This is a genomic window from Shewanella indica (assembly GCF_002836975.1).
GTDB classification, from domain to species: Bacteria; Pseudomonadota; Gammaproteobacteria; order Enterobacterales; family Shewanellaceae; genus Shewanella; species Shewanella indica.
The window spans coordinates 50,618-70,973 of record NZ_NIJK01000012.1 but is presented as its reverse complement, the minus strand read 5'-3'; the positions used below and the strand labels follow the sequence as shown (position 1 = coordinate 70,973).

At 53.9% G+C, this 20,356-nt stretch carries 17 protein-coding genes; 4 read left to right on the top strand and 13 right to left on the bottom strand.

The window, feature by feature from the left end; genetic code table 11:
• Window positions 1-282: 282 nt before the first annotated feature.
• On the bottom strand, window positions 283-2,196 hold the full coding sequence (locus CX650_RS03445) for a TonB-dependent receptor domain-containing protein (RefSeq protein ID WP_167388623.1): 1,914 nt from the start codon (window positions 2,194-2,196) through the stop codon (window positions 283-285).
• Window positions 2,197-2,431: 235 nt separating this feature from the next.
• On the opposite strand from CX650_RS03445, the gene CX650_RS03440 reads away from it, so the two are divergent.
• Both CX650_RS03440 and CX650_RS03435 read left to right on the top strand, forming a co-directional pair.
• Window positions 2,432-3,502 carry an alpha/beta hydrolase gene (locus CX650_RS03440; RefSeq protein ID WP_101095033.1) on the top strand — a complete coding sequence of 357 codons (1,071 nt, stop codon included), beginning with the start codon at window positions 2,432-2,434 and terminating at the stop codon, window positions 3,500-3,502.
• 563 nt (window positions 3,503-4,065) lie between these two features.
• Window positions 4,066-4,290: a hypothetical protein gene (locus tag CX650_RS03435; protein ID WP_071475964.1), complete on the top strand. Its 225-nt coding sequence runs from the start codon at window positions 4,066-4,068 to the stop codon at window positions 4,288-4,290.
• Here the strand turns inward: CX650_RS03435 and CX650_RS03430 are convergent.
• Window positions 4,284-5,210 (bottom strand): class I SAM-dependent methyltransferase, encoded by a 927-nt coding sequence (locus tag CX650_RS03430; RefSeq protein ID WP_101095032.1) that lies wholly within the window; start codon window positions 5,208-5,210, stop codon window positions 4,284-4,286. The two genes, CX650_RS03435 and CX650_RS03430, sit on opposite strands and share 7 nt — an antisense overlap.
• Window positions 5,211-5,237: 27 nt before the next feature.
• The gene (locus CX650_RS03425) at window positions 5,238-6,317 is read right to left on the bottom strand and encodes an AI-2E family transporter (RefSeq protein WP_101095031.1); all 1,080 of its coding nucleotides are present in this window, start codon (window positions 6,315-6,317) and stop codon (window positions 5,238-5,240) included.
• 67 nt (window positions 6,318-6,384) lie between these two features.
• Between CX650_RS03425 and folX the strand changes: the two genes are divergently transcribed.
• A complete protein-coding gene (gene folX / locus CX650_RS03420; RefSeq protein ID WP_039032879.1) occupies window positions 6,385-6,753 on the top strand; it encodes a dihydroneopterin triphosphate 2'-epimerase in 369 nt (122 codons plus the stop codon).
• Window positions 6,754-6,799: 46 nt separating this feature from the next.
• On the top strand, window positions 6,800-7,693 hold the full coding sequence (locus tag CX650_RS03415) for a TIGR01777 family oxidoreductase (RefSeq protein ID WP_039032761.1): 894 nt from the start codon (window positions 6,800-6,802) through the stop codon (window positions 7,691-7,693).
• Between the two features lie 90 nt (window positions 7,694-7,783).
• On the opposite strand, the gene CX650_RS03410 is transcribed toward CX650_RS03415, so the two are convergent.
• The 10 genes from CX650_RS03410 to CX650_RS03365 all read right to left on the bottom strand — a co-directional run bounded on the left by CX650_RS03410 (window position 7,784) and on the right by CX650_RS03365 (window position 20,322).
• A complete protein-coding gene (locus CX650_RS03410) occupies window positions 7,784-10,621 on the bottom strand; it encodes an ExeM/NucH family extracellular endonuclease (protein ID WP_101095030.1) in 2,838 nt (945 codons plus the stop codon).
• A 254-nt stretch (window positions 10,622-10,875) separates the two neighbouring features.
• Complete coding sequence (locus CX650_RS03405; protein ID WP_208622102.1) at window positions 10,876-11,394, bottom strand: GDYXXLXY domain-containing protein; 519 nt, start codon at window positions 11,392-11,394, stop codon at window positions 10,876-10,878.
• Window positions 11,394-13,607: a DUF2157 domain-containing protein gene (locus CX650_RS03400; RefSeq protein ID WP_101095029.1), complete on the bottom strand. Its 2,214-nt coding sequence runs from the start codon at window positions 13,605-13,607 to the stop codon at window positions 11,394-11,396. Before CX650_RS03400 ends, CX650_RS03405 begins: the two co-directional genes overlap by 1 nt.
• A 232-nt stretch (window positions 13,608-13,839) precedes the next feature.
• Window positions 13,840-15,087: an ABC transporter permease gene (locus CX650_RS03395; RefSeq protein WP_101095028.1), complete on the bottom strand. Its 1,248-nt coding sequence runs from the start codon at window positions 15,085-15,087 to the stop codon at window positions 13,840-13,842.
• Window positions 15,084-16,304, bottom strand: a complete 1,221-nt coding sequence (locus CX650_RS03390) for an efflux RND transporter periplasmic adaptor subunit (protein ID WP_101095027.1) — start codon at window positions 16,302-16,304, stop codon at window positions 15,084-15,086. The genes CX650_RS03395 and CX650_RS03390 overlap by 4 nt, the downstream gene beginning before the upstream one ends.
• A complete protein-coding gene (locus CX650_RS03385) occupies window positions 16,301-17,464 on the bottom strand; it encodes an efflux RND transporter periplasmic adaptor subunit (protein ID WP_101095026.1) in 1,164 nt (387 codons plus the stop codon). The genes CX650_RS03390 and CX650_RS03385 overlap by 4 nt, the downstream gene beginning before the upstream one ends.
• Window positions 17,451-18,527, bottom strand: coding sequence for an HlyD family secretion protein (locus CX650_RS03380; RefSeq protein ID WP_101095025.1), 1,077 nt, complete (start codon window positions 18,525-18,527; stop codon window positions 17,451-17,453). The genes CX650_RS03385 and CX650_RS03380 overlap by 14 nt, the downstream gene beginning before the upstream one ends.
• Window positions 18,517-19,197: an ABC transporter ATP-binding protein gene (locus CX650_RS03375; RefSeq protein WP_025887136.1), complete on the bottom strand. Its 681-nt coding sequence runs from the start codon at window positions 19,195-19,197 to the stop codon at window positions 18,517-18,519. The genes CX650_RS03380 and CX650_RS03375 overlap by 11 nt, the downstream gene beginning before the upstream one ends.
• A 260-nt stretch (window positions 19,198-19,457) precedes the next feature.
• Window positions 19,458-19,865 carry a hypothetical protein gene (locus CX650_RS03370; RefSeq protein WP_101095024.1) on the bottom strand — a complete coding sequence of 136 codons (408 nt, stop codon included), beginning with the start codon at window positions 19,863-19,865 and terminating at the stop codon, window positions 19,458-19,460.
• Between the two features lie 52 nt (window positions 19,866-19,917).
• On the bottom strand, window positions 19,918-20,322 hold the full coding sequence (locus tag CX650_RS03365) for a hypothetical protein (protein ID WP_101095023.1): 405 nt from the start codon (window positions 20,320-20,322) through the stop codon (window positions 19,918-19,920).
• Between the last annotated feature and the right edge of the window lie 34 nt (window positions 20,323-20,356).

The following is a 20,356-nucleotide window of genomic DNA, read 5'->3' as shown; positions in this document are numbered from 1 at the left end:
GTTGACTCTATAACGGCATCATTTTGAGCCAACTCAACAAAACACCTTGGTGAAATAAACATATGGCTGACAATCTCTCTTGAATTAGCTAAAAAACACCTATCCCTACCAGATCATATCCGTATGAATGAACAGCAAACCCGAATTGTTACCACAATGAGACCAGTACAAAGTAATTAACACCCAAGCAGCAAACTCATGTCCGCTTAAAGTTACAGCCGTAATATAATGGCTTTAACTAAAAGACCTGTGATAGTGAGTATCTTTTATAATTCAAGGTATTCAGAGGCTCAAACTGACACCGACAAAGAAGGCGCGCCCTTGCAGTATCATATCACTGTTGGTGTCTTCCTCTGCCGGTTGCTCATCGGTAAAGTTGGTAACCCCGGCACGTAGTTTCAGGTGATCGTTTAGCCGATAACTGCTGCCGATATCGAAGCGGCTGTAGCCATCCTGACGCACGGCTCTGCTATCCAGATATGAACCGAAATAGTTACCGGCAACATACAGCTGCCAATCGTCGGTGAGATACCAATCCAGTTGCACATTGGCACTCTGGCGAGGACGACCAGTGAGTTCATCACCGTCACCTGTCTCGGTATCGAGATAACTGTAGTTTGCCTTGAGGCCGAGATCTGCTGTGATATCCACGCTGGCGGTCAACTCTACCCCTTGCAAAGTTACCTTGGACTCGTTGTAGTAAGTACGGGTTGGGCTGGAGCCATCCCAAGCCGAAACAGTGATCAGATCTTCCACCTTGTTATGAAACAGGGTTGCTGACAGCTCGTAGGAAGGCTGACTCCATAAGGCTGCCAGCTCATAGTTGACACTGGTTTCGGGCTCAAGATCCGTATTGCCCACTACAGTACAAGCGCCGCGGCAACTGACTGAAGAGAAAGTCGGAGATGATTCAAACAGTGCCGGCGCCCTGAATGCCGTGCCAACACCGCCTTTAAGCACCAGTGCATCAGAGGCACGGTAAACCAGATATGCCCTGGGGCTGAAATGGCTACCGTACTTTTCGTTGTCTTCGTAGCGGCCGCCGAGGGTCAGGGTGAAATCATCCAGGAAATCGAACTGATCCTGAATAAACAGCGAGTATTGTTCAACACTGTCACCACCGGTAAGCGGATATTGCACAGGATCGTCGACTTCAGTATCAAAGTACTCGGCGCCGACTGTCCAGTCCTGCTGCCACAGGTTAAAGAAGGCCGAGCCTCTGAAGGTAGTATTTTTCTCTTCGATGTCGCGTCCCAAAGGGGGCTGCAGCGAATAGCGGCTGTTGTAGTCGTAGATATCCGACTTTTCAAGGTTGGCCAAAAGCTCAGTGCCACCCCAGCTCCACTCGCCTCTGTGAGTCAGAGCAAAGGTGTTGCGCTCTATCTTCTGCTCGCGTGTTGAATTGGCGGCAAAGGTGGTCAATGGCACCTTGTCATTATCGTATTGATAATCCAAGTCCAGCGATTGATTGTCTGCCAACTGCCAAGTGAGCGAGCCATAGAGCTTGCGAGTCTTGCGCTCTTCTATGGTGTCCTGATTCGGGGTCAGTTCGGGCATCAGCCAGGCGTCCTGCTCGGCCACCTCTGCGGTGAACATCAGCCCCAGATTATCTGTGAGTTTGCCCGAGCCAAACAGGTTGGTACGACTGCGATCGCCGCCCTCGCCGTCCTGCATCCAACTGTACTCGCTGTCGAGTACCAGTTGCCAGTCATCATCTGGCGCCTTGGTAATCACGTTGATGACCCCGCCAACCGCATCTGAACCATAGAGAGCCGACATGGGGCCGCGAACAATCTCCACCCGGGAGATAGCGTCGATGGGGATAGCGGTCAAGTCAAAGTTACCACCGCGCCACAGACCATTGGAAGAAGAAACCCGCTTGCCGTTGATCAACATCAGTACATAGTCTTCATCCATACCACGGATAAAGATGCTGTTTCGGCCCGAGTCGTTGGTCACCACATTGACGCCGACGCTGTTTCTCAGCACATCCCCCAGATCTTTGACCGGCATCAGCTTAATCGCTTCGGCATCGATCACCGAGATTGAGGCAGGTGCAGTACTGAGTTGCTGATCCTTGGCACTGGCGGTAACGACCATATGCTCCATTTCACCTTCATCAGCCTGGGTATAACCACTGACAGCCATGGCGAGCAGGCTCAAGGTAAGCAGTTTGCGGCACTTATCCAGTTTCATTCTATTCCCCCGATTATCGCGGCGACGATTGCGCCTTTTAGCTTGTTGCTTTTGGGTAAATCCAGGTAAAGCCCCTGGTTCCATGGCGCGAAAAAGTAGCATAATCCCTATAATATAGGAATGATATTGGTTATCATTTACAATGTAATGATGCGAATGTGAGCCAGGCCACTCAAAAGCCCATCAGGGCTGAATTTCAAGCTGAAAATGTCACCTTTACCGAGTAAAAATTTCCATGAAAAAATCACTGTTTATCTCTCTGACGATATTGTTCGGCCTGCTGGTAGGCTGCAGCGCCCAAAGCCTGGACAAAGAAGCCGCCGGGAAACAACAGCGACTGACGCTGAACTCCAACATATTAGGGGAATCGCGGGAAGTATTACTGCGCCTTCCCAAACACTGGGACGCCAGGCACAGCGAGAGCTTTGCCCGTTATGTGATCCTGGATGCCGAGCAGCAGTTTGAGCATCTTGCGCCCATGCTGGATTATCTGGCTTCGGGGGTTAATCCTGCGATACCTGAAGGCGTCATAGTTGGCATCATCAACCGTAACCGTATTCGGGACTTCACTCCGGTGAAACTGGAAACACTACCCGGTGGTAGACCCGCAGGGCCGCTTTATCAGCAATCGGGCAATGCCGGCGCTTTTCTCGACTTTCTCGACCAGGAACTTAACCCCTGGCTGAATGCCAGACTTGGGCAACCCGGCCCTACTGTGCTTATCGGTCACTCTTTTGGGGGCTTGTTGGCACTGGAGGCGCTGCGCCGACAACAGCCTATGTTCAATGCTTACCTGGTGCTGGATGCCAGTCTCTGGTACGACAGCCCGACTTATGCAAATGAGCTCGAGCAGGCACTCACTCAGGGCCAGCTAACAGGCAAACCCCTGTACATGGCGATAAGTAACCAGGCCACCACCCCCGGACTTGGCCGCAATGACTACCACAAACAGCGAAATCTGGCGCTGGCCAAACATTTGTCGGCGCTGCCGTCTCAACAACTTATATTTCACAGCGAGTTCTTCAGTGACGAAGATCATCACTCCCTGCCTCACATAGGTGTCTATCAAGGTATTCGCTGGCTGATGCACTCGCAACAGTTGGATATATTCGCCGAGGATTTCAGCGTGACGGAAGTGGTCAGTCGCTTCACGCACTTGAGCGAGAGCCAGGGTATTGAAATCAAGCCTCAGTATCATGCACTCAAAGGCTTGCTGCGCCAGGCACAAAGACAAAAGCTTGCTCAACAGCAGCGGATATTGACCCAGCTTGTCGAGCATTATTACCCCGGCTCCACCCTCGAATGACTCATCCATCATTCAATGGCAACAAAAAAAAGCGGCAACCCTGAGGTTGCCGCTTTTTCAAGATTTGAGCTGCCTGGCTGAGGCCTAATCCAAAAACGCTTCTTCGTCTTTCTCTACCGGAAGTGATTCAATCACTTCATCCTGCAGTTGGTAGTAAGCATCTTGGTACTCATGAATTTCCATAACAACTCCAGTCTATTCTGTAGGGTACAGGGCGTATCTTTTTCTTGGATTCCTGTTAAGTTCAGGTTCCGACGACACTTTATGCCCGATTCCGGCTTTTCGGAGCCTTAGGTGTTTCCCCTAAGGCGGCGACAGTATAACAGGGCTAGAGAAGGAGTTACAGAAAACTTTCACTTTCGTTACCCCAAACTGGTAAAACCACCTTCAAAAGCTCAGATACCCACCAGTTATGTAGGAAGCACTGAAAGACTTTCAGTTTTTTATGCCCCTGGGTTCTGAGGCGAAATTTTTTAAACACATTGGGTCTAGCGGCGGGCGCTGCAACTGCTATTGCTTAAAGGAGGCCTCCCCGGCCCGTAAATCAGCAAGAGGACGACGCCATGAATCATATTGTCGACTTTGAAGCACGAACCCTCGCCACCCTGCTGGCCAGTGGCGATATATTGGGAATGCGCATGTTTATGGAAAGGATGCAGATGCCCTTGGATGTCCAGGACAGGCTACTGCACCAGGTATCCTGCTTGAGCAGTTTTGATGCCGAAGGCATAGCCGCCCTGTTGGAAGAAGGCGGCCAATCCCTGATCTCTGAACGGCTCGGTTATTGAGTGTTAGAGCCCGGTTCTCCCTCATAGCGATACAGCAACACCTTCAATGCCCTGTCAGGATCCCGGTCTGCAAAGGCCGGGGGGTTATCCAGCTGTTTAACAAACTCAAGTTCTGGTGCGGCGTCACTGACCTGGTTCTGTAAAAAAGCTCTGTCCAGCTCAGGTGCATTGAGACAGAGCAACAGCTCGGCCCCCGGGTTCAAGAGTTGCGGCAGATGACGCAGCAATCGCAGATAGTCTTTGGTTGCCACAAAGCTGCCCTTTTGATTGCTGGGCGGATCGACAATCAGCAAGTCATAGGGCCCGAGTTTTTTAAGTTTACCCCAGGACTTGAAGATATCATGCCCCAGAAAGCGGGCACCGGCAGTAAGGCCATTGAGCAAATGGTTTTGCTTGCCGATGGCCAGCGCCCCTTTACTCATATCCATATTGACCACCTCATCGGCGCCGCCCTTGAGGGCCGCCACCGAAAATGCACAGGTATAGGCAAACAGATTCAGTACTTTCCGCTGAGCACTGTTGGCCATCACCCACTCGCGGCCGTTTCGCATATCCAGAAATAAACCATGATTCTGGCCACGCAGCAGATGCAACTGATAACGGCAACCAAGCTCGCTGGCCAGATGTGGCTCGGGGATCTCGCCGGCAATGAGCTCGGTGCGGGTCTGCCCGGCGGCGCGGTATTGATAGACCAGATTCAGTGCCAATCCCAAAGCTTGCCAGCGTAATTGCAGACGCTCGGTAACCAAGGCCAGCTCTTCCGGCGTCAGGGGTTTAAAGGCGGTCAGCAACACCACAGGCTCAAACCAATCCAGGCATAAGTGCTCGCTGCCTGGATAACGGCCGCCGCGACCATGAAACAAACGGCCACACTCATCGCCTGGAGTCAGGTCGGTGATGGCTTCCAAAAATAACTGCATGAAATCCTCAACTTCTTATTTCTGCCTTTATTCGGCATCGGCTGCCGCTTCATTATCGGCATTTTCCCGCACGGCAATACTGGCCTCGTCCGAGAGCAAGATTGCCAACCAGTTGCCACTCTGGCTCGATTCCAGAGCTATCTTGACTATCATGGTAAGCGGCACGGACAGCAACATGCCGACCGAGCCCAGGAGCCAGCCCCAGAAGATCAACGACAGGAAAACCACCAGAGTAGATAACCCGAGGCCACGTCCCATAAATCTGGGCTCTACCAGATTGCCCATCACCATGTTGGTCGCCAGATACAGGGCGGCAACCCCACCGGTACCCGCGGTGCCCAGCTGCACAAAGGCCAGCAGTACAGCAGGAATGGCGGCGATGATAGAGCCGATATTGGGAATATAGTTAAACAAAAAGGCCACTACGCCCCAGAGCAGCGCATAATCCACCCCCATCAGTGCCAGACCGACACCGACAATAATACCGGTTGCCAGGCTGACCAGGGTCTTGATCACCATATATTGGTTCACCGATTGCAAGAAACGCTCAATCTGGGACAAACGCATATCAGGGTCATCCAGCGCCAGATGCACCTTACGCGGCAAAGATTGTGCCTCAAACAGCATAAAGACTATGGTGAGCACTATCAGAAACAGGTTGGCCATCACATTGCCCACGCCGGAGAGCGTATTGGTGGTCAAAGACAAGGCCATGCCGGGGTCCAAATAGGTCAACACCTTGTCTTTGGAGATATGGATATTCAGCTCCTTGAGCTTGTCCAATATCCAGGCAAATTGCTCCACCAGCTGTGAGCGGTATTGCGGCAATTGCTGGGAAAACTCATTGATGGAACTGCCCACTACAGAAGCCAGCCAGAGCCCGAGCAACAAAATAATCGCCACCAGCACAAATACAGCCAGGGCGCGGGGCACGCGATAACGGCTCAAGGCATTGATCGCCGGGCTGCAGATAACCGCAATAAAAGCCGACAACACAAAGGGCACCACTATGGCGCTGGCGGCCTTAATTCCAGCCAGTACTATGACCAGGCAAGCCATGATAGCGAATCCTTTCAGCGCCATGGACGGACGGTAGGCTGATGACATAATTGAAATTCCTTGTTGTTCTCTGTCACAATCAGCCGTTGCATCAACAACAAAAAGTAGTGACATGATGAAACCCGAACTAGCTATTATACGCATTAAAAACCTGCGCCTGCGCACTTTTATCGGTATCAAGGAAGAGGAAATCAACAACCGTCAGGATGTGATCATCAATGTTTGCATCCATTACTGCGCCGACAAGGCGCGCAGGAGTGATGATATGGAGCACGCGCTCAATTATCGCACCATCACCAAGGCGATCATTAACCTGGTGGAGGACAACCGTTTCTCCTTGCTGGAGCACCTCACTGGTAAAGTGCTGGAAATAGCCAGCGAACATGAATGGGTAGAGTACGCCAGCGTTGAAATCGACAAGCCTCACGCCTTGAGGTACGCCGACTCGGTTTCACTGCAGCTGAACTACCGTAAACCGGCGTAAGCCAGTCTATACTCTGGAGAAACATTCAATAAGTCAGGGAGAAGGCATGAATATTTTGCTCACAGGTGCAACCGGATTTGTCGGTTCAGAACTGGCGCAGCGCCTGGCAAAACGTCATAGGCTGACTATTTTGAGCCGCAACCCCGCGGCGGCAGAGCAAAAGCTGGCGCTGGCACAGACCCGGTACATAGATTCGCTGCAAACACCAGGACTGCTTGAGGAGATAGATGCCATCATCAACCTCGCCGGTGAACCCATAGTTTCTAAACGCTGGAGCGATAAGCAGAAACAGCGGATCTGCCACAGCCGCTGGGACATCACAGAGCAGTTGGCTAGGCTTGTCCGCAACAGCCAAAAGAAACCCCAAGTTTTTCTCAGCGCCTCGGCGGTGGGTTTTTACGGCCGTCAGGGGCCGGAGCCCATAGACGAAAACGCCACGCCCCATGATGAGTTCAGCCACAGGGTCTGTGCCCAATGGGAGCAAAAAGCCCTGGCGGTTGCCGATCTCACTCGGGTCTGTATCTTTCGCATCGGCATAGTACTTGGCAAAGATGGCGGCGCCTTGGCCAAGATGCTGCCGGCCTTCAAACTGGGCCTGGGCGGCCCGATTGGCCATGGTCGTCAGGGAATGAGCTGGATCATGCGCGAAGACTTGCTGCGCCTTATTGAATTTCTGCTGGAAAATGAAGCCTGCCGCGGCATATACAATGCCACCGCGCCGCAGCCTGTCAGCAATCGCGACTTCAGCAAGGCTCTCGGCAAAGCGCTGCACCGCCCCGCTTGTCTGCCGGCACCGGCATTGGCGCTGCAACTGGCAATGGGTGAAATGTCGACCCTGCTGACCGAAGGCCAGTTTGTATTACCGGTTCATGCCCAGGCCGATGGTTTCGAATTCAACTACCCGGAAATCAACCACGCGATGAAGAACTTATTCGATTAGCACTGACAAGGACTAAGGTCAACGTATCCTCAACCTTTGAATTCACCAACAAAAACGCCCGCTGCTGCGGGCGTTTTTCATCTTAAGCGGTTAAAAACTCAGGCTGGTGCTGGCCTTTTGTTTATCATTGTCGGTCACGGTCAAGGTCACTTCATTGGCACGACCGCCAATACGCATGGCAACCGGGCCGTTGAATCTTCGCCCATCGTTGAAGCGCCACTGCTGCTTTTTGATATAACCGTCAGGATCATAGCTCTCGGAGATAAACACCTGCAGCAACCAAAGATCCAGATGGCGGATAACCGCCACAAGCTCGGTCGGCTCAGGGGCTATCTCAACGGTCACCTCACGGCTGACACTCTGCTGGGCACCTTTGTCGTCAGTCACAGTCAGAGTGATGAGGTAGACGCCGCTTTGCTGGTATTCATGGCTCACCTGCTCGCCAAAGGCTTGAGTACCGTCACCCAGATCCCACTCCTGGCTCACCAACTCACCGTCGCTATCACTCGACGTGCTAGAGAGCGCCACCGCAGCACCATTTTGCTGCACTGAGAACTCGGCAACCGGTGCCTGATTGGCCACGGCAAAGTCCAGGGCGATGATCACAGGGTCGTGATCCGATGAACGGAAGGCATCGTTGCTGTAGAAACTTTGCAGTTGCTCCGGCGTCTTGAACTCAGTGTTATAGTCCAGCACTCTGGGTTCATCGGTATTGATATGCCAATCGGTCACATCACGAACATTGGTCAGCATGGCTTCATTGGCCAGTGCATGATCTAACTGTCCCGACTCACCTGAGAACACATAGGAGTATGCTGAAGGTTTACCAAGCTCGCCAAACAACTCGGCGTAACCGGCATTGGCCAGGGTTGTCAGTGGATCTTCCTTGGCATAGGCGTTGAGATCCCCTATCACCAGTACCTTGTCATCCTGATATTCTGCCTGCAGGAACTGGCCTATCGCCATGGCAGCGCGGGTTCGGGTCAAATTACAGTTACCCTGGCCGTCGTTCATGTCGGGATCGCCCAGCGCATTACAATCACTGCCCTTGGACTTGAGGTGGTTGACCGCCACCACAAAGTTATCCTCACTGTCGTTGACGCTAAACTTCTGGGTCAGCATGGGACGGTTCTTGCCATCGTTGAACAGCACCTGACCATTGTCATCCAGCGCCGAATTACTGCTGTCCAGAATCGCCGCCACCCCTTCCGGGGTGACTCTGTCCTGACGATACAGAATACCGACGCTTATCTCATCGTTGCCAATGCGATTAACCTGTGGCGCCAGATAGCGATAGCTGTCAGTGCCAATGGCGTCGTTGAGACCGCGGGCCAGATCGGCAATTGCCGAGTTACTGTCGAAACCATCGTTCTCGATTTCCATCAAACCGAAGACATCGGCGTTAATGGTTTTCATCGCCGCGATTATCTTGGCTCGTTGGCGCTCAAACTCCGCTTGAGTATCGGCGCCACGGGAGGTGGGGAAACCGCCGCCCTGGCCATCGCCGTTAAAATAGTTGAGCACGTTGAAACTGGCAACTGTCAAGGCATCGAGACGATTCAACTCAGGCTCGGATGCTCTGGGATTAGCGGCAACAAAGTTGACGGTATCGACCGGCATCAAACGATAAATGCCAAAGCCGTAATGCATCACCGCGGTGAGGTTTGTAACAGTATCACCGACTCTGAGCGGGTTAGCAGCGCTCAGACCCGGGGCCGGATAGATAACAGGATCCGGGTTTTGTGCCGTCAGGCCATCGTCAAGCACTATGGAATCCAGGGCATTGGCTGCCGTAACCGCCAAGGCATCGGCGCCGGGATTGGCTACCTGAGTACCGATAAAGTGACGGCTTGAACCCAACAACACCTCACCATAACGGCCAAGGTTGTAGACTTCATTGACCGTAAGATGCTGCTCAAAGCTGACCAGCATGCCTTCGAAGGCTTCAAGTGCACTGCTGTCATTGACCGGCAGGCTCACTCTGGCTGCACTCGGCAGAGGTTGTGATGTGGCACACAAGGCCTTGGCACTGACATTGGTCAGTTCGGTCAAGCCTTGATATTCAGTGACCTGAGCCCGCACCCGAATTCGGTCTCCTGCCTGATAACCACTGGCGCTATTGCCTGTGTACAGGAACACCCCTTCCGAGGTTAAAGGATCGGCATCCGCCTCGGCATCGGCCATCTGCAGGAACAATCCCTTGAGACCCGCTTCCTGGTTACTGGTGACTATTGCTTCCACTTCCAGGGTTTCACCAGCCAATGGACTGGCCTCGCCGCTACCCTGCAATGCATGAATGGGTGTAGCCGCATCGCCGCAAACCAGGGCGCCATTACCGGGATCTGTCGGTTCACCCGGCTCGCCGGCATTACCGCCAAAGGCCCCCAAATCGTCGATATTATCAATGGCAAAGCCGTCCCAACCACTGAGGTCGACCGCATCGAAGGGGTCGAGATCCGCACTCAAGTTGTCCAGCTTACGCCTTATGGTATTGTTTTGAGTGGAAACATCACCGCTGCCCCACTCGGAGCCTGGATCCACCCCAACCTGGCCCAGACTGTCGACCACCTCACCATTACGGCTCAGCACCAGGGCGTCATCACCGTTGAAGAAACTGGCGCTGCTGGTTTGCTGCGCCAACGCCAGGATTGCAGCGTCGGCATCATTGTCGGCCAATACATGAGTGCCACCGGCGGCCAGCATGCCGCTCAGGGCAATGCTACTGCCTGCGCTGCTACTGCCATTGAAGAAGATATCCAGCTGATACTGGCTGAGATCGACAGCTTGGCTGCCGGCGTTAAAGAGTTCGATGGCCTTATTATTGCCTGAACCTTCAACGTATTCGGAAATGATCACTTGCTCACTCGCCTGAGCCTGGGCAGCAATACTGCCCACGGCCAGGGCAAGCAGACTTGCCTTGGTTAACATATTGACCCCTGAAATATATCCTGATTATAGTGATTTTCTTATTTATCAATAAGTAATGTTATTTCCACATCTCCGCATCCGGAGAAGCAGCCACTATAAAGGCCATAAGTTACAACAAGGTTGCAATATGTAAAATATTTATCAAACTTTAGTGCTAGTTAATTAGTCTTATCAATGAGTTAGCTTGGAGGAAAACGTAAAAAAACCTAAGTCACTCTAGTGGTCTAATGAACACGGCCTTACCACTCTTAGGTTCAAAGCGGTTTAAGTTGGCCGTCACGCAGGCCCACTAACATCAGCTCCCCGTCAGTGCCCAATCTCAGCTCACCATAACGTCCCTGACTGAAATGCTCCGCCTGGCCCTCCTCAAAGAAAAAAGCCTGGCTCGCCAATTGCACATCTCCCTGACGGACTTTAAACGGCAAGCGTCTTTGCTGCTGCAACAAAGGAGCCTCTGGGTCACTCTCCAGCGCCAAAAAAGCGGCGCGCTGTTGCTCATCGAGACTCACTCTGAGCCAGCCCTGCATATTGTCCTGAAACAGCCCTTTTGCGCGCAGCTCATTGGCCAATTGCCGGGCCAATTTATAGTCGAGTTGCATATAATCCCCCTGCATCAGCGAACGGGGATCCACAGGTGCAAGCTCAAGCAAGATGGGCTCCCCGTGCTGCCAGAGTTGCTCTTTCTGCCACACGGAAATGTTGATGATTAGCAAACAAAGCATACCCCACACGAGGCACAACCCCATGATTTTGGGCGTCAATTTGGGTTTCATCACTGCTCCCCCCCATTCTGCGCCGCCAGCCACTCAGGCCTGTCGCTCAAAGGCTTCAGCGCAAACCAAAGCAGTAGCAGGCTCACGCCAAGCAGCATCAGCAGCAAGGATTTTTCCAACAAGGTTTGCTGCAACGAGTAATAGTAATAACCGCAGTAAACCGGCATCGCCAGTACCCCGAGCCAGAGCAGCAAGCGCTCGGCCAGCACAAAGCCGAAAACCGCCACCAATGCGCCGGCGATAAGCCCGGGGATCCACCAAAACCAAACCAAGGCCGACAGCAGTCCCAGTAGCAACAGCATCTGCGAACGCCCATCCAATTGATGCCGGATTGCGTTCATTCGACTGCCGAAAAGACGCCAAAGTTGCCACAGCAGCAAAGCTTCAAGTAACCATTGCGCGCCCTGCAACATAGCCGGGCTCATACCGGGATCCTTTAACTCCCAGACGCCTTCCAGCCAAACCAATTGCGGCGTTTGACAAAAGAGCAGCGCCAAGGTCATGGCCATGGCAAGGGAGCGCCAGCGAAGCGGCGCCTTGCCCCAGTCGGCCTCATGGCGCCAGAGCAGCACAAAGCCCAGTAGCAGTGCCGGCGTCACCAAGGGTAATAATAAAAGTGTCTGCAGCAGCGCAATCAAGGCCAATAATGCCAGCAGCGCGCAACTGGACCGGGTCAAATAAGGTGGCAGCAGATACCAATGAAGCGAGGCCGCCAGAGCCAGCATCAACCACCAGCGCCAGGAAGCCACTTCAAACAGCAGCTCATCAAAGGCGATGCCATAGAGCACTAAGGCGGCCACGGCAAAGCTCAAGGCAAACTGAGAGATAAACAGTCCACTTTGACCTCGGCTCAAACCAAAGGCCACTGCAGATGCCGCCAGCGCCAGGCACAGCAGCAACCCAGGCTGAATATCGTCCAACAATAACGCCAGGCCGGTGCCGATGAAACCCAGCAAACAGATCCCGGCTAACCAGCCAAACAGGATAAGCATCGCCTTGAGATACCAGGGACTTTGCAACTCTGGAGTCTCTTGTGCCACATCCCCCGAGACAATACCTGCCTGCTGCAGCCGTTGCCAGAAAAGGCTGCCCGCATTAGGGACGATTTGCTCATCCTCCCTGGGCTCTGTGTTGGCAGTCGCATCTTTGTGTTTTTGGGCCTGTTGCTCCGGTACCGCGGCCAGATAGTCAGCCTGCAAGCGCTTTAGCAGCAAGGCGGCGACTGAGGCACTGAGCAGCACGCAAAGCGTCATCAGGGCAAACAGCAGTACCACGGCATCACCGTCAAACACTTCAGAGAGCAAACGCAGCAACCAGAGATCAAATAACGCTGCCGTGCCGAAAAGCCCGAGCGCCATGCCGTAGAGTTTACGCCTTGTGTGATAGCCCCGTATCAGCGCTGCGGCAACCACCCCGTAGAGAACCACAGCAATAAACTGCTCTTTGCTCAAGGAGTCGAACAGTGTCCAACAACTCGCCAGCAACAAAAAGCCCCAACCGAGCAGCCCGCTGGTTACCTCGCTGAGGGGGATGCCTTGCTTGTCTGTCAGCGCAAAACGAAGCAGGCATTGATGCAGCAGCCAATTAAGCGCAAACAGTGACCAAGGGATGGCGAGCCTGTCATCCCCCAGCAAGCTAAACAGGTCTGCAAACGGCAATGAGGTTATCTGCAATAACAAGTACAGGGTCAGGTTCAACAGCAAGATAAGCAGCAGATAACCGGCTTCCAGTTTCAAAAATACCACCCAGGGCAGAATAAGCAGTGCCCACACGGCAAACAACTGCCAGTTGTCGGCCCCTTGCTGATAGCTCTGGCCGATAAAGGCCAGCAAGACGCCGACAAACACACAGGCCACAAACAGGAGCCAGGGCAAAGCGCCTCGTGCCTTGTCGGCAAGGGGGGGCTTTAACCATCGGCTCAACGCAAAGGCCAGCAACAAACAGCCCAGCAAGCCGGTTTCCAATAACACCAACTTGCCCATGCGCGGCAAAGCGGCCCAGTTGTAGGCAATAAAGCAGATAAGCGCCGAAGCAAAACAGAGGGCAGCACACCCCAGCAGCAGAGGGTTAAAAAAGCTCAGACTCTGCTTGGCCCCTGGTGATGGCAGCAATCCCAAGGCTTTGCGCCACGCCGTCCCCGAGACAAGATGTTGCGAATGCCATAGATAGAGTTGCTGCTTGGCCTGGGCTCTGTGTTGTTGCAAAGCATCCATGAAATGACCTGCCCGCTTTCCTTGAAAGAATTAGGTTCCTATATTTAATCACAAGATCAAACAGATCAGCACAGTTGTAGGCAGAACCTGCGTGCCGACAGTTTCTATCCAGAGGAACATCGACACAATGACAATAAAGCGCCTGTCTAACCTTTGCCGCTTTTGCAGAACACGCCCTTGCGAGCGCCGTCCATGGCGCCAAAACCTCTGACAGCGAAGAAAGAAACCTCTGTCAGTCCCGTTGCAAGGCAATTATGGGATCCAGTTTGGCCGCCTTCTGCGCCGGATAGAGGCCGAAGCCGACCCCGATACTCATACAAACCCCAAGCGCCAGCAGTATCGCAAAGGGAGACCAAGCCACAGGCCAACCGGCCGCTGTTGAAATAAGCAGCGCCAGTCCCAGCCCCACAACTATGCCAAACAGACCGCCGGTAGCAGAAATAGCGATACTTTCAATCAAAAACTGCCGGGCGATATCCTTGCGCCTGGCCCCCAGCGCCCGCAGCAAACCTATCTCGGCGGTACGCTCCAAAATGGTGGCCAGCATAATGTTCATAATGCCAATCCCGCCCACCAGAAGCGAGATCCCGGCGACACAGGCCATGACGATATTGAAGATCTGTTGCGTCTTCTGATGTTGGGCCAGAAGGTCGGCCGGCACCACTATGTCATAGTCCTTCTCACCGCCATGACGGCGCTGCAACAGATGATTCAGGCTCTTGGCCGCCAGCGAAGGCTCAACCTCTTCCCTGAGCGACAGCTTGATCATGTCCAGCTCATCTTCAAGCGCCTTGAACTGCATCTTTTTCAGGGCGCTCGACAGCGGAATAAACACCTGATTGCGCTCGCCCCCAAGCTTGACGCCCTGGATTTTAGACTTACCGCGATTGGCATCGGCCAAGATACCCACCACGGTAAACCATTGATGGTTAATCTTGATGTGCTTGCCAAGGGCATCGCCTTTGGGAAACAGGCTGCGAGCCGCCTCTGGCCCCAACACGGCGACCTGGCGGTAGTAGACCTCATCCTGCTCGGTAAAAATCTGCCCTTCATTGAGCTTGAGCGACGTCAGCCCAAAATAGCTGGGAGTCACCCCCATCACACTGGCATCGCTGCGCCCTTCGGCGGAAAACAGGCTGAAGGCCTTTACTTCCTTGGCGGCGCCCCAATCCTGGATAAAAGGCAAGGTATCTCTGGCACTGTCGATATCACGCAGGCTCAGGCCGACACTGTGTTCACGAATCGATTTCAGCGCCTCGCCGTCATTGCTGCGGCTATTGACCACCAGATTGCGAACCCCCATGGATTCAATCATCTTCAAGGCTTCACGCTCGGCACCTTCACCGACGCTGAGCATGGCTATAACGGCGCCGACACCGAATATCATCCCCAGCAGTGTCAAGGCGGTACGCAGTTTGTGGTGGCGCATCTCATCGAACGCCTGGATAAATCCTTGCCATAACCCTATTACCGGACTCATAGCTGACTCCTCTTGGGTGGGGTTGTCAGGGCAATCACATCACCGGGATTGAGCCCGGCGGTAATTTCAGTGCGGTTAAGGGATCTGTGCCCCGGAGTCACATCCTGGCGCACAAAGCCGCCGCCCTGCTTAAGATACACCCAGTAGCGGCTGTCTTTTTGAAACAGGGCCTGATTGGGCACAGTCAATACATCATTGAGATCCAGCACCTGCACCTTGGCATTCACTTGCCTTCCCGGCTGCATAATGGCCGGCAGAGTTTGCTCCAGACTGATGGTGAACTGGAAATAGTTCACCGGGCTATCTCTGTCTTTGGGCTTGGCCAGCGCATCGACCTGGGTCACAGTGCCGCTAAAAGGCCTCTCAGGATAGGCATCCAGAGTCACTGTGGCCTGCTTGCCGATGGCCAGCCCCACAGCTTCCGATTCAAGCACATAGACTCTTGCCTGCATCACGGAAGTATCCGGCAATATGCCTATGGGGAATCCAGACCAGATCATGTCCCCCACCACGGGAAAGGCGCCATCCCAGCCTGCCTGATAGACAAACAGCCCGTCGTGCGGCGCGATAATCTCCATCTGTGTCAGATTGCCCTGATACCTGTCAATCTTGGCCTGATGGCCTTTCTGTTTCAGCTTGATAAGCGCCTGCTCGGCATCGGCCTGCGCCTGGTGCTGAGTGCCGCCCCACTGGAAATAATCCAGCTTGGCATCCAGATATTCCTTGTTGCGCATCTGATCTATGATATCGATTTTGGTGTAAACCCGCTCATCCGCACTGAAAAAGCGCTCGGCCAACTGCCGCTCATTACCTGTGACCTTGCTTCCCAAAGTCAAACTCTGGCTCAAGGTGAGATCTTTCTCTGTCTGGATCTTGGCATCCTGCGCCAGGCGCTCAAAGTCGAAGGCTTCCATCTGCAAACGAAACGACTCCCTTGTATCATCGAGCCTGGCCACCACATCACCGGCCTTGACCTGGGTAAAGTTGTTCTGGATCCAGGCCAGGGACTGAGGCCCACGTAACCCCGTGGGCACCACCACGGGAGTGGAATGCGCCGCTTCCAGCTCACCGCTGGCGGGGATATTAACCTGAAACTCGCCACGACTGACTGTCATGGTGAGCACACCATCATTACTGCTCGGTTGGCAGCCACTCAAGGCCAAGGCTATCAAGGCCTGCATTATCAAGGCAAAGGTGATTAGCGAATGATTCTTCATGGCAGCAATACCTCATCGCCCACTTGCAAGCCGGAGAGTATTTCAACCTGATCGCCCCCCATGGCACCGACCCGCACCGACTGTTTGCGAGCCCCCAAGAACCCGTCCAGCAGCACATAAGGATGACCGGCCTCATAATGCACCGCATCCTGAGCCACCAGAGTCCGCTGGCTGTCATCGGCAATTTCTATGCTGATCTTGGCGGTCATTCCCGGGCGCATCAACTCGGTATCCGGCTCGTCTATGCTGGCAACCGCATCGAACACCACCAGAGGAACCTCCTGGCTTTTGTTACGAAAAACTGCACCCAACTCTTTGATTTTCCCAGTAAATACTTTATCAGGATTGGCATCCAGACGGATTTTGAGTTGCTGGCCCAGTTTGACTCTGCGGGCTTCTACCTCAGGGATCGCCATATTGACCTGCATGCTGTCGAGATCAGGAATGGACAACACCACATCACCGGCAAACACAGATTGGCCCTCTTTGAGCTTGTTGCCCTGAGGATCGTTGCCATAAACCACCATACCGGCACGGGGCGCCACCAAGGTCATCGAGGCGATACCCTTTTTCAGCGCCGCCACTTCGGCGGCGAACTTCTGCCTGTCTCCGTCGAGCATGGCTTCCCGTTGCCGGGCGCTCTGGGCCTCCAGCACCAGTTGCTGCTGCACCAGAGCCACCTTGTCACGGGCGATCACCGCGTCACGCTGGTACTTTTCTTTATCCAGCGCCGCAACAGTGTCATCAGAAAGGGCAAACTTACGCTCGGCCTTGTCCAAACCCATTTTGGCCTCAGCCAGTTGCAACTTGAGCTCCTCCATCTTCTTGGCATTACGCAGCTTGGAGGTCTGCAAGTCCTGCACCGTAGCCTCAAGCTCGGCCGATTTGACCGACAGCCTTTGAGTCAGTTCCGAGGTATCCAACTGAGCCACCATCTCGCCACTTTCCACCTCGCTGCCTTCCGGCGCCAGCTGCTTGACCTGGTATTGCCAGATCCGCCGCATCACAGGCGGCATTAAAGACACGGTATCGGCCGCCACCAGCTCGCCGGTGACTTCTATTTTTTGACTCAAAGGCCCCTGCACTACCTGAGTGCTCACCCCATCACTGCAGGCGCTCAGCGCAAGCAGTGCCAGCCAGGCCAAACTAAAGCGCTTCATGTTTGCCTCCGGTTTCCACCAGTACACTCATGCCGGGGATCATGGCGATATCCTCAGGCGCCTTGAAACGGATCCCCACTTCAAACCAGTTACTGCGGCCCCAGGCCGGTAGATTGATGGCCTGGCGACCGATACTGGCAATTTGTCCGGGAAAGGCGCGCTCAATTTCCGCATCCAGACGCATGGTAACGGCTTGCCCGGGTTTCAGGCGATCCACATCCACCTCATTGACCCAGGCGATCACTTCCAGATCTTCCATGGCAGGCACAGTGGCGATTTGTCGCCCCACTTGCACCGTATCTCCCACCTCGAATTTTTTATTGCTCCAAGGCTCCCGTCCAAGCAGCAAAGGGCCGGCGATTTCGGCTTTCAGCTCCAGGCTGTCCAAGTCCTTGAAGGCCTGGGCCAACTCGAGCGCCGCCTTTTCCTTATCAATCTTCAGCTGTGCCAGAGTCGCCTTCTCGGTATCCAGAGCTTCGGCCAGTGCCTGCTTGGCCTTGGTCACCTCGGCATTTAGCTGCAGCAGCTTAAACTGATTGTCGGCGTATTCCTTGGCCGCGATAAAATCTGCCGGCACGGCCGCCACCAGTTGCGCCTTTTCCTGCTCCAGTAACTGCTTTTTCAGCTCGAACCTGGCTTGCAATACCTTGGATTTGAGCTCTATGGTCTGGCTTTGCTCCTGCGCCGACACCCTGAGCATGCTGGCTTCCAACTGTTCTATCTGGTTGGCCACCTGACTCTTGTCAAACACCACCACCACTTGCCCGGGAGAGACCAAAGAGCCCTCGGGTAACATCCACTGAATTTGATAGCGCCAGGCATCACCGGCCTTGGGGACGCTGAAGGTCTGCGACTTGGCGGAACTGACTTTACCTGTCAGTAGCAGCTGCGCGGCAGGCCGCAACTTGGCGTCCGCTCCCTTGTCCGTTAAAGGCTCCAATGGAGAAACTATCGAAGAAGACGAGCCGGCCGCCGCCGGTATCGCGATTTCTGAAACAGCCAAGCTTGAAAAAGTCAGGCCAGAGACCGCCAGGCTCAAAAGTAAAAGAGAATCAGGCCGCATTAGCCCTCCTGTCACTCTGCAGGCAACCATCACGCATACGGATAACCCGCTGGGCGTAAGCGGCCACTTCCTCTTCGTGGGTCACCAGAATGATGGTTTGCCCTGCGGCATGCAGCTCGGTAAACAGCGCCATGATCTCAAGCGAAGTCTTGCTGTCCAGCGCCCCGGTGGGCTCATCGGCCAGTAAAATGGCCGGGCGATTGACCAGGGAGCGAGCTATCGCCACCCGCTGACGCTGACCGCCGGAGAGTTGGTTGGGCCTGTGATCCAGTCGCTCTCCCAGTCCGACACGCCTCAGCAATTCTATGGCGTGGGTTTCATCGCCCTGCCCTTCTGGGCTGTATCGCAGCGGCAGCATCACATTTTGCAGCGCCGTGAGTCTCGGCAAGAGGTGAAAACTTTGGAATACGAAACCTATCTGGCGGTTACGCACCGCAGACAAGGCATCGTCATCCAGTTGTCCCACCTCTTCGCCATTGAGCAGGTAACTGCCACTGCTGGGTTTATCCAGGCAGCCGATGATATTCATCAGCGTCGACTTGCCTGAACCTGAAGGCCCCATGATGGCCACAAATTCATTGGCTTGAATGTCGAAACTGACTTCATCGAGCGCACGCACACAGGCGTCGCCCATCTGATAGGTTTTGCAAAGTTGTTGAAGCTTTATCATTGCTCTTGGTGGGTATTGCGACAGGCGCTCAACCACTCCTTGTTATTGTCTGCAGCTTTGAACCTTGGATAAAGGTGCAAGTTCCCTATTTAATGCCAAATTCCAGCGCCGGGCCGCAAGCTAATTGTAAGCTGACATTTCAGCGTCCGAGAACCAATGCTGTGATGCCCTCAAACAGCTTGAGGCCGATGCAACGCCTCTTGGTGTAATTCGGGCCGGGCTCATGAATTCTTGCCTTGGAATAGGGCTTAGGGCCTGACTTACGGCATAGCCCCCATCCAGGCAAACAGGGCCGCGAGGCCGTAAAGCAGCGGCGGCAAGAGGCTCTGGCCACTTTTTTGCCCGCCAAGCAGTCTGGCATAGAGATGCCAGACCATCAAGAGTAGTAGGTTGAGAACAATAAAGAGTATTAAACCAAATACATAAGTTTCCGGCATCAACTCAAATGCGCAGGCTATCAAGGCCAGACTGGCAGTAAGCAGGAAAGGTGTGAAACTGAGATCCGCAAAGCATCCTTGCTGTTCACGGCCGCTGGCGCGGCTATGGTTTTCCAGTGACCACAGGCCGCCTTGCCGGCGTTCGCGGGCATAGGAGCGGATCCTGGGCCAGGACTCAATCGCGAGCGCGAGCAAGATGATAAAAGCGGCCAGTAACAGACTCAAAAGCATATTGCCTCCCTTCCTTGGACAAAGAGACAGGCGGCGGCCGCATTTTATTGCATCACATGTTAGCCATTATCCAGTAGTCGAGGCGCTTTTGCGGCTCGGCCAAGATGGTTTTACAGCTGTCTTTGTATTGGCTCATCAAACCGCCCAAACTCTTGCTGTTACCCATGGTTTCCAGCATTTCGGCACGGGCTGCTGCCACGCCTTTCTCGGCATCTTGCGCCGAACTGTACTGGGCGGCTAAAGCTTCGGCATCCTTGGCAGATTGCTTGAGTCTATCTCCAACGGCGGCCATCTGAGGTGCATTCATTGCCCCGATGGCTTCAGAACTTATCTGATAATAGGCGGCGCATTGTTGCAACTCGGCGCTAAAGGCCTCCTCGGCGGGGCCGGCGAGCACATTGGCACTGGAAAAAAAGCCGATAACAGCGACGACAGACAAAGCAGTTTTTGGGGACATCTTGGTGATCCTCTTGATATCGATGAAGGCAAGC

Bases quoted from the DNA above. Each gene is read 5' to 3' on its own strand.
- CX650_RS03445 (WP_167388623.1), bottom strand. From the start codon at position 2,196: ATGAAACTGGATAAGTGCCGCAAACTGCTTACCTTGAGCCTGCTCGCC.
- CX650_RS03440 (WP_101095033.1), top strand. From the start codon at position 2,432: ATGAAAAAATCACTGTTTATCTCTCTGACGATATTGTTCGGCCTGCTG.
- CX650_RS03435 (WP_071475964.1), top strand. From the start codon at position 4,066: ATGAATCATATTGTCGACTTTGAAGCACGAACCCTCGCCACCCTGCTG.
- CX650_RS03430 (WP_101095032.1), bottom strand. From the start codon at position 5,210: ATGCAGTTATTTTTGGAAGCCATCACCGACCTGACTCCAGGCGATGAG.
- CX650_RS03425 (WP_101095031.1), bottom strand. From the start codon at position 6,317: ATGTCATCAGCCTACCGTCCGTCCATGGCGCTGAAAGGATTCGCTATC.
- folX (WP_039032879.1), top strand. From the start codon at position 6,385: ATGAAACCCGAACTAGCTATTATACGCATTAAAAACCTGCGCCTGCGC.
- CX650_RS03415 (WP_039032761.1), top strand. From the start codon at position 6,800: ATGAATATTTTGCTCACAGGTGCAACCGGATTTGTCGGTTCAGAACTG.
- CX650_RS03410 (WP_101095030.1), bottom strand. From the start codon at position 10,621: ATGTTAACCAAGGCAAGTCTGCTTGCCCTGGCCGTGGGCAGTATTGCT.
- CX650_RS03405 (WP_208622102.1), bottom strand. From the start codon at position 11,394: ATGAAACCCAAATTGACGCCCAAAATCATGGGGTTGTGCCTCGTGTGG.
- CX650_RS03400 (WP_101095029.1), bottom strand. From the start codon at position 13,607: ATGGATGCTTTGCAACAACACAGAGCCCAGGCCAAGCAGCAACTCTAT.
- CX650_RS03395 (WP_101095028.1), bottom strand. From the start codon at position 15,087: ATGAGTCCGGTAATAGGGTTATGGCAAGGATTTATCCAGGCGTTCGAT.
- CX650_RS03390 (WP_101095027.1), bottom strand. From the start codon at position 16,304: ATGAAGAATCATTCGCTAATCACCTTTGCCTTGATAATGCAGGCCTTG.
- CX650_RS03385 (WP_101095026.1), bottom strand. From the start codon at position 17,464: ATGAAGCGCTTTAGTTTGGCCTGGCTGGCACTGCTTGCGCTGAGCGCC.
- CX650_RS03380 (WP_101095025.1), bottom strand. From the start codon at position 18,527: ATGCGGCCTGATTCTCTTTTACTTTTGAGCCTGGCGGTCTCTGGCCTG.
- CX650_RS03375 (WP_025887136.1), bottom strand. From the start codon at position 19,197: ATGATAAAGCTTCAACAACTTTGCAAAACCTATCAGATGGGCGACGCC.
- CX650_RS03370 (WP_101095024.1), bottom strand. From the start codon at position 19,865: ATGCTTTTGAGTCTGTTACTGGCCGCTTTTATCATCTTGCTCGCGCTC.
- CX650_RS03365 (WP_101095023.1), bottom strand. From the start codon at position 20,322: ATGTCCCCAAAAACTGCTTTGTCTGTCGTCGCTGTTATCGGCTTTTTT.